The organism is Vibrio sp. HENC-03 (assembly GCF_000305755.2).
Lineage (GTDB): Bacteria > Pseudomonadota > Gammaproteobacteria > Enterobacterales > Vibrionaceae > Vibrio > Vibrio owensii.
This window is the reverse complement of sequence record NZ_JH976120.1, coordinates 1-14,293: the sequence shown is the minus strand read 5'-3', so window position 1 is coordinate 14,293 and position 14,293 is coordinate 1. Positions and strand designations below refer to the sequence as shown.

Genomic DNA, 14,293 nt, shown 5'->3' with positions numbered 1-14,293 from the left:
AACTGATTACAACGCACGATATTTATCTCTTAGTCTTTGACGAACCCATTCCGCCAAGGCGTTCACCGCAAAGGTGAAGACAAACAAAATTAATGCCGATAGGAACAACAATCGGTAGTGCGAACTGCCTACTTCCGACTCTGGCAATTCAACCGCAATGGTCGCCGACAAGCTACGCAAGCCCTCTAGTACGTTCCAATCCATTAATGGCGTATTACCCGTCGCCATTAATACAATCATTGTTTCGCCCACAGCGCGCCCAAGTCCCATCATGATTGCCGAGAAAATCCCCGGACTGGCTGTCAGCAGGACCACATAAATCAGGGTTTGCCATGGCGTCGCGCCAAGTGCTAATGAACCATCCGATAAGTGTTTCGGCACAGAGAAAATCGCATCTTCGGCAATGGTGAAAATCGTTGGAATAACCGCAAAGCCCATAGCCAAACCAACCACCAGCGCGTTACGTTGGTCAAAGCCAATACCATGGTCAGTCAGGAACAAACGCATGTCCCCACCAAAGAAGGCTTGTTCAAGCATTGGTGATATCCACACACCCAAACCGATCAACAGCAGAAGCAAAGGCATCAATACCAAAGCATGCCACCCGTTAGGAAGGCGGTTACGTATCGGTTGTGGGATCAGCGCCCATAGACCGCCCATCACCATGGTGCTCAGAGGCAAAACAAACAACATCACCACAACGGTAATCAAATGGTCTTCCACAATCGGGGCGAACCAAAGTCCGGCAAGGAAACCAATGATAACCGTAGGCAAAGCTTCCATTAACTCGATTGATGGCTTCACCACGCGACGCATACGTGGCGACATAAAGTAAGCGGTATAAATTGCGCCCAGTACAGCCAGTGGTACCGAGAACAACATTGCGAACATCGCCGCCTTGATGGTACCAAACGCAATTGGCACTAAGCTGAATTTCGCCTCGAAGTCATCACTGGCTGAGGTAGATTGCCACACAAATTCGGGCTCTGGGTAACCTTCATACCAAACCTTTTGCCATAAGGAGGACAGAGACACTTCTGGATACGGATTATCAACAAACGCGACATTCAATTCATCGTTTTGCCATGTGATCAGGTAGCGCTCGTTATTCGACATTCCTGCCATCACTGGCGCTTGTTTGTAGGCACGTTTAAACAACACCAACTTCTCACTGGTAGTGTAGTGGCTTTGCAGAGTACCGTTGGTGTAAAAGCTGTAGAAACCTTTGCGGTGTGAATCGGGAAGTAAATACTTCAGCTCAGACGCCAACTTAAAGTCACGAATGTGAGTCAAAGTTCGCTGGTCGCCCTGCAAGGTATCAAACCATTGCGATACACGACCATCGTTATGCGTAACGAGCAGGGAATACGCCCCAGCCAACAAATCCATCGTTCTCACTGAGTGCTTTTTATCACCCTGAGTCAGATCGATCACTTCACGCACTGAGAACTTGTTATCACCTTTCACCAAGACAATCAGCTCTGATCCATTTCTCAAGTAAAGGTTATTGCCATCTGGCGTTAGCAACATTTGGTCTGGCGCATCAAAACCTGAAGAGAAGGTGTAATCATGGGTAACAGGTGATGCATCTAATAGTTGAGGAACTTGCCAACGCGCTTTTATTACGCCGCTTTGTGTTTGCCAAACAAGGGTTGGAGCTTGCGTGGAAGTACTAAAAACAAACTTCTTAACTGGATCGGATACATCTGTCAGTTGCATGTCCATTGAAGTGCGAAACGGCACTACTTCTGGTGGGCGAGTGTTTTCGCGCAGTGTTGCGTTGAATTCCGGTTTGAAGATGTGTGCTTTGCCTTGGTCATCAACCAAACCATACCAACCTAACCCCGGCGCAGACTGAGAAAATGCCACTGGATTGTTGGCTATCTGCTGAGTGTACAGCGCAGGTTTGCTGGAATCATCGAGAGGAAGAAAACGCACTTCCCCGGATTGGGTTAACACCAAACCGATTTGAGAGTAATCATCAACGGAAATTGCGAGTGGCTTCCCGCTTTGGGTAGCACGAGCGGCATAATTGGTTTCGATCTCTGCATCAGAAAACAGAGGAATGATCACCATCGCAAGGTAAACGAAGATCAACACAAGAGCAGCAAGAACGCCTACACCACCGGATGTCACTGCAAATCGAACCAAACGATCTTTGATCAATCGTTTTTTATCTTTTTCCTGCAATGAAAACTCGGCTTGTGCCATTGATCTCTCTACCCTTTTTGACTTAGTACTAGAATATGTCGTTAAGATGACAATTATATTACAGATCACATTAAACAACTGAAAAGAATACAACTCTTATGCAGACCGTGTTATGAAATAAATCTGTAACGTAAACCTCATAATGTTCAGGCTCATCTTTTTTATCCCACAGATGAGTGCGGATTTACTTCATTTTAGGCTAGGTAAGGTTATGAGCGCAGAAAAACTCTATATAGAAAAAGAACTTAGTTGGTTGTCTTTTAACGAGAGAGTATTACAAGAAGCCGCTGATAAAACCGTCCCCCTAATCGAACGTATTCGCTTTCTGGGGATCTTTTCCAATAACTTAGATGAGTTCTACAAGGTTCGCTTTGCAGACGTAAAACGTCGGATCTTGATCAGCCAAGAACGAGGTGGAAGCGATAACTCTAAGCACTTGTTAACTAAGATGCAAACCAAAGCATTGAGGCTGAACGAACAATTTGATGAACTGTACGGTGATTTGATCCGAGAAATGGCGCGGCGCCGCATTTTCTTGGTTAATGAAAACCAACTGGATGACACCCAAAAGCGCTGGATCACCAAGTACTTTCGCAAAGAAGTCATGCCACACATCACTCCGCTGTTGATTAAAGATGACATCGATGTGTTGCAGTTTCTTAAAGACGAATACGCCTACATTACCGTCGACCTGCGCAAAGACGATCATTCCCAATACGCTTTACTCGAAATCCCAACTGACCACCTACCCCGCTTCGTTATGGTTCCGGAGCAAAAAGGCAAACGTCGCAAGACCATCATCTTACTCGATAACATCATCCGTTACTGTCTGGATGAGCTGTTTAAAGGCTTCTTCGATTATGACGAGCTAAATGGCTACGCGATGAAAATGACCCGCGATGCCGAATACGATTTACGCCTAGAGATCGAATACAGCTTGCTCGAACAGATGTCTGAAGGAGTGAACCAACGCTTAACTGCCATGCCTGTGCGCTTTGTTTATGAACGTGAAATGCCGCAAGAGATGCTCGATTTCTTGTGCAGCAAACTGCAAATCTCCAACTATGACAGTTTGATTCCCGGTGGGCGTTACCACAACTTTAAAGACTTCATTGGCTTTCCAAATGTTGGTCGTGAGTACCTAGAAAACAAACCCATGCCACCGATGAAGTGTGCCGACTTCGAAGGCTACGCCAACAGTTTCGATGCGATCAAAGCCAAAGACATTTTGCTTTACTACCCTTATCACACCTTTGATCACATCTCTGAACTGGTTCGCCAAGCTTCCTTCGATCCTAAAGTGTTGGCAATTAAGATTAATATCTACCGCGTTGCCAAAGATTCGCGCTTGATGAACTCACTGATCGATGCAGTCCACAATGGCAAAAGCGTAACTGTGGTGGTGGAGCTGCAAGCCCGATTTGATGAAGAAGCCAACATCGAGTGGTCAAAAGTTCTCACCGATGCGGGCGTGCACGTTATCTTTGGTGCGCCGGGTCTAAAAATTCACTCAAAGCTGCTCCTGATCAGCCGCCGCGAAGAAGGTGAAATCGTGCGTTACGCGCATATCGGTACAGGTAACTTCCACGAGAAAACCGCACGTATCTACACCGACTTCGCACTGCTAACTGCAGATCAAGAAATTACCAATGAAGTTCGCAACGTCTTTGGCTATATAGAGAACCCATATCGTCCAGTCAGGTTTAACCACCTCATTGTTTCACCACGCAATTCGCGTAAACAACTCTACCGTTTGATTGATGGGGAGATTGCCAACGCAAAAGCCGGCAAGAAAGCAGCACTGACGATCAAAGTGAATAACTTAGTCGACAAAGGCATCGTCAATAAACTCTATGGGGCGAGCAATGCAGGGGTGAAAATCAATATGATCATCCGCGGCATGTGTTCACTCGTACCGGGTATTGAAGGCGTGAGCGAGAACATTCGCATCATCAGTATTGTTGACCGCTTCCTTGAGCACCCTCGTGTCGTGATCACCCACAATGACGGCGACCCGCAGGTTTATATCTCATCAGCGGACTGGATGACGCGAAATATCGATCATCGTATTGAAGTTGCCGCTCCGGTTCGTGATCCACGTTTGAAACAGCGAATTATTGATATAACTAACATTCACTTTACCGATACAGTAAAGGCTCGTTTGATAGATAAAGAGATGAGCAACAGCTACGTACCGCGAGGTAATCGTAAAAAAGTTCGCTCACAAGTTGCCATCTACGACTATCTTAAAAATATAGAGAAGCAAACAAGAAAACAAAAAGCAGATGCCTCAAATACTTGAACAAGATGTACGCCATATCGCAGCCATTGACCTTGGGTCGAACAGCTTCCATATGGTGGTGGCGAAAGTTGTTGGAAGTGACCTGCAATTAGTCAGCCGCCATAAACAGCGAGTGCGCTTAGCTGCCGGACTCGATTCAGAGCTCAATCTTAGCCATGCTGCAATGGAGAGAGGTCTTGAGTGCCTCGCGATGTTCGCCGAACGCTTGCAAGGCTTTGAAGCTTCAAACGTAAGAATTGCAGCCACCCACACTTTAAGGCGTGCTAACAACGCCCACCTCTTTATCAAACGTGCCAAAGAGGTGCTGCCTTTCCCAATTGAAATCATCCCGGGCGAAGAAGAAGCTCGCCTCATCTATCTCGGCGTCGCGCACACCCAAGCGGAGTCTAACTCCAAGTTAGTTGTCGATATCGGTGGCGGCAGTACCGAGATGATCATTGGTCAAGAGTTCGAGCCAGAGCTTCTCAACAGTAAGCAAATGGGCTGTGTGAGTTTTACCGAGCAGTTCTTCAATAATGGCAAACTGTCGCGCAAAAACTTCAGCAAAGCGATTCTCGCCGCAGAGCAACGCATGGAGTCCATTGCTGCAAAATACCGCAAGAAAGGCTGGGATATTGCCCTCGGCTCTTCAGGTACTATTAAAGCGATTCGCGAAGTCTTGATTGGTTTAGGTCATGAAGATGGGCTGATCACCAATAAGCGTTTGGGCAAGCTCATCGACACATTGTGCGAGTTTGAGTCCATTGATGATATCGAGCTTGTTGGTCTGACCGATGAACGCAAGCCAGTCTTTGCCGCTGGTGTAGCCATTTTATCTGCCATCTTCCAATCACTAAAAATCAACCAGATGTTCTTCTCGGATGGTGCATTGCGTGAAGGTCTGCTTTACGAGATGGAAGAACGCTTCGCTCGTTCTGATATTCGTATGCGCACCACAGAAAACCTAGCAAAACAACATCGCGTTGATATCGAACACGCTGCACGCGTAAAAGGTCATGCAAGAGAGATGCTGTGCAATGTTCGTTCTGAACTAGGTATCAAGAAGAAAAGTGAGTTGTTTGATTTACTGGAATGGGCGGCTTTGCTGCATGAAGTCGGCTTGAGCATCAGTCTGCGCGGTTTCCATCGTCACTCATTCTACATTCTGCTGCACTCCAACTTACCCGGCTTTAACCGCGAACAGCAATTGGTATTGGCGACTTTAGCTCGCTTCCAACGTAAATCCCTCAAGCTGAATGAGTTCCCAGAGTTCAATCTCTACAAAGAGAGTGACATCATCAACTTAATTAAGGTTCTGCGTCTAGCCATTGTGGTCAACGGTCAACGCAATGATGATCCGCTGCCCGAGCTGACATTATCGATAGAAGAAGATAAGTGGGTACTTACCTGCGTAGAAGAAGATTGGTTAGAGAATAACAAACTGCTCGATGCCGATTTGCAGGAAGAGCAGCAACGCTGGGAAAGCGCAGGATGGACATTGAGCTTCTAACTATAAACTCAGTTAACTATGAACTCAGTGAGACAAAGAAAAAGGTCGGCTTATAAACCGACCTTTTTTAATTCCTCTGCAGCGAAATCGGCAGTAATGGGAACATAACCGTCTTTCGCAACCAGCGCTTGCCCTTGGGCTGAGAACATAAAGCGAATGAACTCAGCTTCTATTGGGCTTAGCGGATAGTCCGGATGTTTATTCACGTACACATAGAGGTAGCGCGATAGTGGGTACTTACCTGAGATAATATTTTCACGCACAGGGCTAACGTAATCGGTGCCTGTTTTCGCAATAGGAACTAAACGAACCCCCGCCACGCGATAACCTACACCTGAATAACCAACACCACTGATCGTTGATGCCACAGACTGCACCACTGACGCCGATCCCGGTTGCTCGTTCACACGAGTTTTAAAATCACCGCCACACAAGGCATTACTTTTAAAATAACCGTACGTACCCGATACTGAGTTACGACCAAACAGCTGCAAGTTACGTTTTGCCCACTCAGCTTTGATGCCTAACTCACGCCAGTTGGTGATGAACTCACTTTCGCCGCAGCGTAAAGTCGCTGAGAACATCGCATCCAACTGATGGAAATTAAGCCCTTTGATCGGGTTATCTTGATGTACAAAAATACCAATCGCATCAATCGCAACACGAAGCGCCGTTGGCTTGTAACCATGCACCCGCTCAAATGCTTCAATCTCACGCATACGCATTGAGCGACTCATTGGACCGAATTGCGCGGTTTGTTCTGTTAACGCCGGTGGCGCAGTCGATGAGCCAGACGCTTGTACCTGAGCATTAATGTTCGGGTAGATAGATTTAAACTCTTCCACCCAAAGCGTGGTCATGCCCGCTAACGTATCCGAGCCGACAGACAATAAATTGCCCGCAATACCCGTTGTCTTTTGATAATTCGGCAGCGGTTTATCTTGTGCAACAGCCACGCTGGAAAGCACTAACGTGGCTAGAGTGATTTTCTTGATTGCTTTGGATACGATACTCATTACTTCACCACCAAACGACTTGGTAGGATGAAGGAGAACTTACTGCCGACACCAACTTCACTGTAAATTTCGAGATGAGAGTCATGGTGGCTCAACGCGTGCTTAACGATGGCTAGGCCTAAACCACTGCCACCGGTATCGCGTGAGCGAGCTTTATCAACTCGATAGAAACGTTCGGTCAATCGATGCAAGTGTTGTGGCTCAATACCATCACCGCTGTCTTCTACTTCTAGGCAAGCGCCTTGCGCAGTTTGATACCAACGAACGTTAATGTGTGCACCAGGTGGTGTGTATTTCACTGCGTTGTACACCAAGTTGGAGATCGCACTACGCAGTTGGTCATCATCGCCGAGCACACGCAGACTAGAATCGACATCGAACTTCAACTGATGCTGATCATCACCACTTAGGCTTACCGCTTCCTTCTCTAGCACTTCTAACATGCTAGGGACATTGACCACATCTTCCAACTCATGCATTGGTGCCGCTTCAATCTTAGACAGTGTCAGAAGCTGATTAACCAAGCTGTTCATGCGGTTGAGCTGCTCTGTCATCACCCCATGTGCCTTCGTCCACATCGGGCCAACAATCATGTCTGGATCTTCCGTCATCTCAAGATAGCCTTGCAGTACCGTCATCGGTGTACGAAGCTCATGAGATACGTTAGCGAAGAAGTTACGACGCATACCTTCAAGCTGTTTAAGTTGGCTCACATCACGTACCACCATCAGGTGTTCCCCTTCGGTGTAAGGTACGATACGCAGCTCCAACATTCGCTCGACATTCAGTGGTGAGCGCATTTCTAGCGGCTCTGAGAAGTCTTGCTTGTTGATGTACTTAATAAAATCTGGAGTACGAATAAGGTTAGAGATAGGTTGCCCAGAATCTTCCGGCCAGTGGAACCCCAAAAGGTGCTGCGCGAGCTTGTTACACCATACGATGTTACCTTCCGCACGAAATACCACCACCGCATCCGGCAACGATTCAGCACCATTACGGAAACGGCGAATCAAATTGGTAAGCTCTTTACGCTTACGACGCTGACGTTGTTGCAATCGGTATAAACCGTTGAATAACGATTCCCAGTTTCCACTACCTGACGGTGGCGTAAGACGCTTTTCATCCCACAACCAAGCCGACAAGCGCACCTGATTGTGCAAGTGCCATACAAGCTGCAAAGCCGTGGCCGCCAAAAGCAACCACGGCATATAACCGAATATCCAACCTATGATCACCCAAGGGGTGTAAAAAAAAGCCAGCTCCCAGGCCAGCTTTTTCCAAGTCAATCTTTCAACCACTCATTACTCCAGAAATGGTATTGATAAGCTGCTAGCGATGTTATGCCTTCGTCGAAAAACGGTATCCTGCGCCACGAACGGTTTGGATGAGTTTGTCGTGACCTGCCGCCTCAAGCGCTTTACGCAGACGACGAATATGTACGTCAACGGTGCGGTCTTCTACATACACGTTGGTGCCCCAAACGTTGTTTAGCAGTTGTTCACGACTGTAAACACGCTCTTGGTGCGTCATGAAGAAGTGCAGCATTTTGAACTCTGTTGGTCCCATATCAACCGCTTCATCATTTGCAGTCACGCGGTGAGAAACAGGATCCAACTTCAGACCTTGTACATCAATCACATCTTCAAGCGCAGTCGGTGTTACGCGGCGAATAACGGCTTTAAGGCGAGCAACCAACTCTTTTGGTGAGAAAGGTTTGGTGATGTAGTCATCCGCGCCAACTTCTAAGCCGCGCACTTTGTCTTCTTCTTCACCACGAGCTGTCAGCATTACAACGGGAATGTTGCGAGTTAACTCTTCGCGCTTCATGTGTTTGATGAAGTTAATACCACTGCCACCTGGTAGCATCCAGTCTAGTAGCACTAAATCCGGGAAGGGTTCAGCCAGCTTGGTTACCGCAGAGTCGTAATCTTCTGCTTCTACTGCTTGATAACCTTTCTGTTCAAGCACGAAGCATAGCATTTCGCGAATCGGAGCTTCGTCTTCAACAACCAGAATCCTTCTAGACATAATTGAATAACCTTATGTTAGTTGAGCTAATGAATTTAAAGGACAAAGCGCCCCTCTATGCATAAGCATTATTACTACCAATTATGACACTTTTGTGACCTTTGAAAACAAATTTTCATATAACTTTCTTTTGAGATTCATCATGATCTTTTTCAATTCAATTAGGACAACGCCGGGAAAATTCCCTATGATTAGTCCCTTGTCATCAAGCCTAGAGAAGATTTATGTGGTTTAAAAACTGTCTGGTATACCGCGTTAACCGCGAGGTTAACTTCAACGCCGATCAACTGGAAACTCAACTAGCCGAGTTCCGATTCACCCCTTGTGGCAGCCAAGATAAACAAAAGTTTGGCTGGGTTAGCGCGATGGGTAGAAATGGCGACATGATGACGCACGTTTCTGAAAACCGCATTCTGATTTGCGCTAAGAAAGAAGAGAAGATGCTGCCTGCTTCAGTGATCAAAGATTCACTAAACGCAAAAGTAGAAGCAATGGAAGCACAAGAAGGTCGTCCTCTTAAAAAGAAAGAGAAAGACAACCTTAAAGATGACATCGTAATGGATCTACTGCCACGTGCATTTAGCCGCAGCAGCCACACTTACGTACTGATCATGCCAAAAGAAGGCTTCATCCTTGTTGATGCAAGCAGCTACAAAAAAGCAGAAGACGTATTAGCGCTATTGCGTAAAACAATGGGTAGCCTACCTGTTGTACCTGCAATCCCTGAAGTTGCGATCGAAACGACGCTAACTGAATGGGTAAAAACTGGTGATACACCACAAGGCATCACAATGATGGACGAAGCAGAGCTTAAGTCTGTACTAGAAGAAGGTGGTGTGATTCGTTGTAAGAAGCAAGAACTGACAACCGATGAAATCCGCAATCACATCGCTGCAGATAAAGTGGTAACTAAGCTAGCACTGAACTGGCAAGATCGTATCGAATTCATCATGGCAGAAGATTCTGGCATCAAACGTCTGAAGTTCTCTGATGAACTAAAAGATCAAAACGATGACATCCCACGTGAAGATCAAGCCGCTCGCTTCGACGCAGACTTTTCTCTAATGTGTGGCGAGTTCAGCGCTTTCCTACCAAATCTATACGAAGCATTGGGCGGTCTGCCAAACCCTAACACTTAATTTCGTACAAAGATTAACCATAACGCCCTCACTTTTTTTGAGGGCGTTTGTTTATCTAAACCATAATTCTCCTAGTCACAGGTCACATTTTGACGTAAAATTTGCGCCCCATTTCCATGAGGTGGAATTGGCCTGACTTGTGATCAGATACTAAGAGAATTGAGCAATGACAACAGAGAAAGCATTCGTACCAGAGCTACTGTCTCCTGCAGGTAGCCTTAAAAACATGCGTTACGCATTCGCCTACGGCGCAGATGCAGTATACGCTGGCCAACCTCGCTACAGCCTTCGCGTACGTAACAACGAGTTCAACCACGAAAACCTACAAATCGGTATCAACGAAGCGCATGCCCTAGGCAAAAAGCTTTACGTGGTATGTAACATCCAACCGCACAACTCTAAGCTTAAAACTTTCATCCGTGACCTTAAGCCAGTGGTAGAAATGGGCCCAGACGCACTTATCATGTCTGATCCAGGTCTTATCATGATGGTTCGCGAAGCGTTCCCAGAAATGCCAATTCACCTGTCTGTACAGGCGAACGCAGTAAACTGGGCAACTGTGAAGTTCTGGGCTGCTAACGGTGTTGAGCGTGTGATCGTTTCTCGTGAGCTTTCTCTAGAAGAAATCGAAGAAATTCGCGAGCACTGTCCTGAAACTGAACTAGAAGTTTTCGTTCACGGTGCTCTATGCATGGCTTACTCTGGTCGCTGCCTACTGTCTGGTTACATCAACAAACGTGACCCTAACCAAGGCACTTGCACTAACGCATGCCGTTGGGAATACAAAGTAGAAGAAGGCAAAGAAAACGACGCTGGCCAAATTGTTGAAGCATTCGATCCAAACGAAGCTCAAGCAATCGAAGTCGCTGACGAACGCCCTGAAACGACTATCGGTCGCGGCAAACCAACTGACGAAGTGGTATTGCTTTCTGAAAGTCACCGTCCAGAAGAAAAAATGGCGGCGTTCGAAGACGAGCACGGCACTTACATCATGAACTCGAAAGACCTTCGTGCAATCCAACACGTAGAACGACTAACTAAGATGGGTGTTCACTCTCTTAAAATTGAAGGTCGTACTAAGTCTTTCTACTACTGTGCTCGTACAGCTCAAGTTTACCGTAAGGCGATTGATGACGCAGTTGCTGGTCGTCCATTTGATGAAAGCCTAATGGGTACGCTAGAAAGCCTAGCTCACCGTGGTTACACAGAAGGTTTCCTACGTCGTCATACTCACGACAGCTACCAAAACTACGATTACGGCTACTCTGTATCTGATGCTCAGCAGTTCGTTGGTGAATTCACTGGCAACCGTCGTGGTGACATGGCGGAAGTTGAAGTGAAGAACAAGTTCATCGTTGGTGACAGCCTTGAACTAATGACGCCAAAAGGCAACGTAATTTTCACGCTAGAAGCGATGGAAAACCGTAAGTCAGAATCAATTGAAGACGCAAAAGGTAACGGTCACTTCGTATTTATCCCAGTTCCAGAAGATATGGATCTAGAATACGGTCTGTTAATGCGTAACTTAAATGCTGGTCAGGATACCCGTAACCCAACTGGTAAGTAATCATGGCACTACTTATTACCGATAAGTGCATCAACTGCGACATGTGTGACCCAGAGTGCCCTAACGGTGCAATTACTATGGGTGACAGCATTTTCGAGATCGACCCTGCTCTATGTACAGAGTGTAAAGGTCACTACGAAAAACCAACATGTCAGTCAGTGTGCCCAATAACGAAGTGCATTATTACCGACCCAAATCATGTAGAAACTGAAGAGCAATTGCTAGAGAAGTTTGTGATTATTCAAGGGTTAGCGTAATCGAAAGAGGTTCAACTTTGCCGACAAAGTTGAACCTTTTTTTAACCCGATTTTTCGATAGGATAGATATTACAAAACAGCTCTTTCTCGAAGTGATACTCTAGCCTCTCACGCCAATTTTCAGCTTGCGAGACAGGGATAAGATAGAAGTTCTCCCTACTTGTATCAGTAACGAAAGCCATTCCATATTGCATCAGCTCGTAATGCACGTCATTAACAAAGCCTGGGTCAAGGCGTTGGCGCCCAGTCAGGTGATTAACATCCTCTCGAGTCAAAAAGACTCCTTTAGTATCACTGCTAAATCTGTGTCTTAACCACTCTGCAAACTCTTTTGCACAAATCATAGTCATGGTTTTATCCTTGATTAACTCTCGATGGGGAAAAGCCTCCTTACCCATCTCAATACACTTGTCTGCGTTGTCGTTTGTCCTTCACCAACCAACAGACATATTGTTAAGAAATCAGAGAATCGCGACGAAAAGATCTTTCTTAATATTGAATTGCTACCACACTTAAAAACCATGCAACTCTTTGTTTATATGAGATTTCTATAATATGTCACAAAAAACCAAAAGGTCAGTTTTTGTACTGGTATTATTCACTGTAGACAAAAGTATGATCTTTCTCCAGTTTCATAATAGAGATCCAGAGAAAGCATCTTTGGTATTTCATTGGTAGGACTCGCCACTTATTTCTGCGTAATAAGCGGCTGGCATTGCGCTGGCAGTATCTTTTTCTTCTTCGGTTTAGGCGTTACCTTCGTTTTTTTTGTCACAGGAGGAGGTGTTGCTTTGGGCTTCCAACTTGCTAACTCTGCTCCACAGCCATCTCCTGCAGGTGGCGGCGCTTGGTTAACACAATTAGAGCTCGACTCAGGGCAAGTTAATCTTACGTGGAAGTGGTAATGATGCCCCCACCAAGGGCGAACCTTACGTAACCAGTTTCGGTCTTTCTCACCTTCTTGCTTACATAATTGCTCTTTAATCACTGGATGAACAAAGATACGAGCAACATCCTGACTCTTCGCTGCACTGCGAATCAGTTCAAAGTGCCTATCTTCCCAACGGTGTTCTAGAATCTTGTATTTTTTAAGATCGACGACACTCATGGGTTTTGGAAGTTGAAGCTCATTGTAAGAAAGCGGTTCATCAGCCAAGCGCAGCCAAATATCAATATCCAAGCCGGTTTGATGACTAGAGTGGCCAGTAGAAAAACGTCCACCGCGAGCTAAGGATAAGTCCCCAATAAGTAACGTTGTGTTGAGATCTTGATTGGCTTTTTTCGCTAACTCTTCAACAAAGCTAATCGTGTGAGGGTGCCCATAGTAACGCTTCGTTTTACTGCGTAAAACCTGATAACCAATACCATCAAGCGGGAGAGGAGAAGCTCCATCTAAACAGCCATTAGCATAACTGCCGATAGAAGAGGATGTGTTATTTGTGGGACCAGAGACCTGCTCCCACGGAGTAGCATAAAGAGAAGCTGAGAATAGAAAACTTAAACAAAAAGAAAGACTCAGCTTCATCACGCTCATTCCTTAATAGTGGTCACCATTATCATAGTAGCCTTTAGGAGAGAGTGCAGAGAAAATTACCGCAACATCGATATCTTCACCGACAATACCACGAACTTGCTCAGTAATCGCTTTAGCCACTTTATTCTGAGTCTCTTGCCCACGGTCAAACCACAACACCTCAACAAAAGGATAAGCAGCACTTACTTCACCTTCGCTAAAAAATGTACTGTAGATGTATTCGAAAGTGAAATCTTCACGAGGACAATCCATTAATGGTTGCAGTTCATCGGTAAGAGGTTTTGATAGCGCTTGAACCGTTTGAGGCTCAACAGCTCTAAATCGAAGATGTGGCATAGACTTGCTTCCTAATTATTAGAATTCAGCGCCGATAATAACAGGAACTCGCTCTCTTATCACGCTGAGAGCTTGCAGGCATGCATAAGCCTAAATACCTTAAGGCACACAACTGTTGCTAGGTTACTTGAGAAGAGATGACTCATAGGCCTACGGAGCAGCCTGCACTTCAAATACTTTAAATACCTTCTCTCAGAGAGAAATTTGAAAAGGCCGCAGAAACGAAAAAGCCCCAGCATTGCTGCCGGGACGCGTAGTCTGAGTTTAATATATGACAGGGGTGGACCTGACGATCCAGAGGTTCGACTGAGCTGGCACCCCAGATCCCAACACGCGCTGTTTTGAGTATCAGGGGATCCGTTGCTTTGGTCTTGAGATACAAATACGAAAAAGGCTCTAGTCTTTCGACTAGAG

The 14,293-nt window shown here is 45.9% G+C and carries 12 protein-coding genes; 5 read left to right on the top strand and 7 right to left on the bottom strand.

Annotated elements, in window-relative coordinates; genetic code table 11:
* Positions 1-6 precede the first annotated feature (6 nt).
* The gene (locus VCHENC03_RS16070; RefSeq protein WP_009705557.1) at positions 7-2,211 is read right to left on the bottom strand and encodes an ABC transporter permease subunit; all 2,205 of its coding nucleotides are present in this window, start codon (positions 2,209-2,211) and stop codon (positions 7-9) included.
* A gap of 211 nt (positions 2,212-2,422) precedes the next feature.
* On the opposite strand from VCHENC03_RS16070, the gene ppk1 reads away from it, so the two are divergent.
* Together ppk1 and ppx are read left to right on the top strand one after the other, a co-directional pair.
* Positions 2,423-4,513, top strand: coding sequence for a polyphosphate kinase 1 (ppk1, locus tag VCHENC03_RS16075; RefSeq protein WP_005445285.1), 2,091 nt, complete (start codon positions 2,423-2,425; stop codon positions 4,511-4,513).
* Positions 4,497-6,002 (top strand): exopolyphosphatase, encoded by a 1,506-nt coding sequence (gene ppx, locus VCHENC03_RS16080; RefSeq protein WP_009705556.1) that lies wholly within the window; start codon positions 4,497-4,499, stop codon positions 6,000-6,002. Before ppk1 ends, ppx begins: the two co-directional genes overlap by 17 nt.
* A 50-nt stretch (positions 6,003-6,052) precedes the next feature.
* On the opposite strand, the gene VCHENC03_RS16085 is transcribed toward ppx, so the two are convergent.
* The 3 genes from VCHENC03_RS16085 to phoB are packed head-to-tail and all read right to left on the bottom strand — an operon-like array spanning position 6,053 to position 9,046.
* Complete coding sequence (locus VCHENC03_RS16085) at positions 6,053-7,018, bottom strand: PstS family phosphate ABC transporter substrate-binding protein (protein ID WP_009705555.1); 966 nt, start codon at positions 7,016-7,018, stop codon at positions 6,053-6,055.
* On the bottom strand, positions 7,018-8,316 hold the full coding sequence (gene phoR / locus VCHENC03_RS16090; RefSeq protein WP_005445279.1) for a phosphate regulon sensor histidine kinase PhoR: 1,299 nt from the start codon (positions 8,314-8,316) through the stop codon (positions 7,018-7,020). The genes VCHENC03_RS16085 and phoR overlap by 1 nt, the downstream gene beginning before the upstream one ends.
* Positions 8,317-8,356: 40 nt before the next feature.
* Positions 8,357-9,046, bottom strand: a complete 690-nt coding sequence (gene phoB / locus VCHENC03_RS16095) for a phosphate regulon transcriptional regulator PhoB (RefSeq protein WP_005424836.1) — start codon at positions 9,044-9,046, stop codon at positions 8,357-8,359.
* Between the two features lie 224 nt (positions 9,047-9,270).
* Here phoB and rdgC point away from each other — a divergent pair, with 224 nt between their 5' ends.
* The 3 genes from rdgC (at position 9,271) to VCHENC03_RS16110 (ending at position 12,009) form a co-directional block, all read left to right on the top strand.
* Positions 9,271-10,185 (top strand): recombination-associated protein RdgC, encoded by a 915-nt coding sequence (gene rdgC, locus VCHENC03_RS16100; RefSeq protein ID WP_009705553.1) that lies wholly within the window; start codon positions 9,271-9,273, stop codon positions 10,183-10,185.
* 166 nt (positions 10,186-10,351) lie between these two features.
* Positions 10,352-11,752 (top strand): prephenate-dependent tRNA uridine(34) hydroxylase TrhP, encoded by a 1,401-nt coding sequence (gene trhP, locus VCHENC03_RS16105; protein WP_009705552.1) that lies wholly within the window; start codon positions 10,352-10,354, stop codon positions 11,750-11,752.
* 2 nt (positions 11,753-11,754) lie between these two features.
* Complete coding sequence (locus VCHENC03_RS16110) at positions 11,755-12,009, top strand: YfhL family 4Fe-4S dicluster ferredoxin (RefSeq protein ID WP_005445273.1); 255 nt, start codon at positions 11,755-11,757, stop codon at positions 12,007-12,009.
* Between the two features lie 41 nt (positions 12,010-12,050).
* Here the strand turns inward: VCHENC03_RS16110 and VCHENC03_RS16115 are convergent, their stop codons facing one another.
* The 3 genes from VCHENC03_RS16115 to VCHENC03_RS16125 form a co-directional block, all read right to left on the bottom strand.
* Positions 12,051-12,359, bottom strand: coding sequence for a hypothetical protein (locus tag VCHENC03_RS16115; protein ID WP_009705551.1), 309 nt, complete (start codon positions 12,357-12,359; stop codon positions 12,051-12,053).
* A gap of 338 nt (positions 12,360-12,697) precedes the next feature.
* Entirely contained in the window at positions 12,698-13,534 is an 837-nt protein-coding gene (gene mepA, locus VCHENC03_RS16120; protein WP_009705550.1) for a penicillin-insensitive murein endopeptidase, read from the bottom strand.
* Positions 13,535-13,546: 12 nt separating this feature from the next.
* Positions 13,547-13,879: a DUF1904 domain-containing protein gene (locus VCHENC03_RS16125; protein WP_009705549.1), complete on the bottom strand. Its 333-nt coding sequence runs from the start codon at positions 13,877-13,879 to the stop codon at positions 13,547-13,549.
* Between the last annotated feature and the right edge of the window lie 414 nt (positions 13,880-14,293).

Excerpts from the sequence above, each read along its gene's own strand:
- VCHENC03_RS16070 (WP_009705557.1), bottom strand. The coding sequence starts at position 2,211 with ATGGCACAAGCCGAGTTTTCATTGCAGGAAAAAGATAAAAAACGATTG.
- ppk1 (WP_005445285.1), top strand. The coding sequence starts at position 2,423 with ATGAGCGCAGAAAAACTCTATATAGAAAAAGAACTTAGTTGGTTGTCT.
- ppx (WP_009705556.1), top strand. The coding sequence starts at position 4,497 with ATGCCTCAAATACTTGAACAAGATGTACGCCATATCGCAGCCATTGAC.
- VCHENC03_RS16085 (WP_009705555.1), bottom strand. The coding sequence starts at position 7,018 with ATGAGTATCGTATCCAAAGCAATCAAGAAAATCACTCTAGCCACGTTA.
- phoB (WP_005424836.1), bottom strand. The coding sequence starts at position 9,046 with ATGTCTAGAAGGATTCTGGTTGTTGAAGACGAAGCTCCGATTCGCGAA.
- rdgC (WP_009705553.1), top strand. The coding sequence starts at position 9,271 with ATGTGGTTTAAAAACTGTCTGGTATACCGCGTTAACCGCGAGGTTAAC.
- trhP (WP_009705552.1), top strand. The coding sequence starts at position 10,352 with ATGACAACAGAGAAAGCATTCGTACCAGAGCTACTGTCTCCTGCAGGT.
- VCHENC03_RS16110 (WP_005445273.1), top strand. The coding sequence starts at position 11,755 with ATGGCACTACTTATTACCGATAAGTGCATCAACTGCGACATGTGTGAC.
- VCHENC03_RS16115 (WP_009705551.1), bottom strand. The coding sequence starts at position 12,359 with ATGACTATGATTTGTGCAAAAGAGTTTGCAGAGTGGTTAAGACACAGA.
- mepA (WP_009705550.1), bottom strand. The coding sequence starts at position 13,534 with ATGAAGCTGAGTCTTTCTTTTTGTTTAAGTTTTCTATTCTCAGCTTCT.
- VCHENC03_RS16125 (WP_009705549.1), bottom strand. The coding sequence starts at position 13,879 with ATGCCACATCTTCGATTTAGAGCTGTTGAGCCTCAAACGGTTCAAGCG.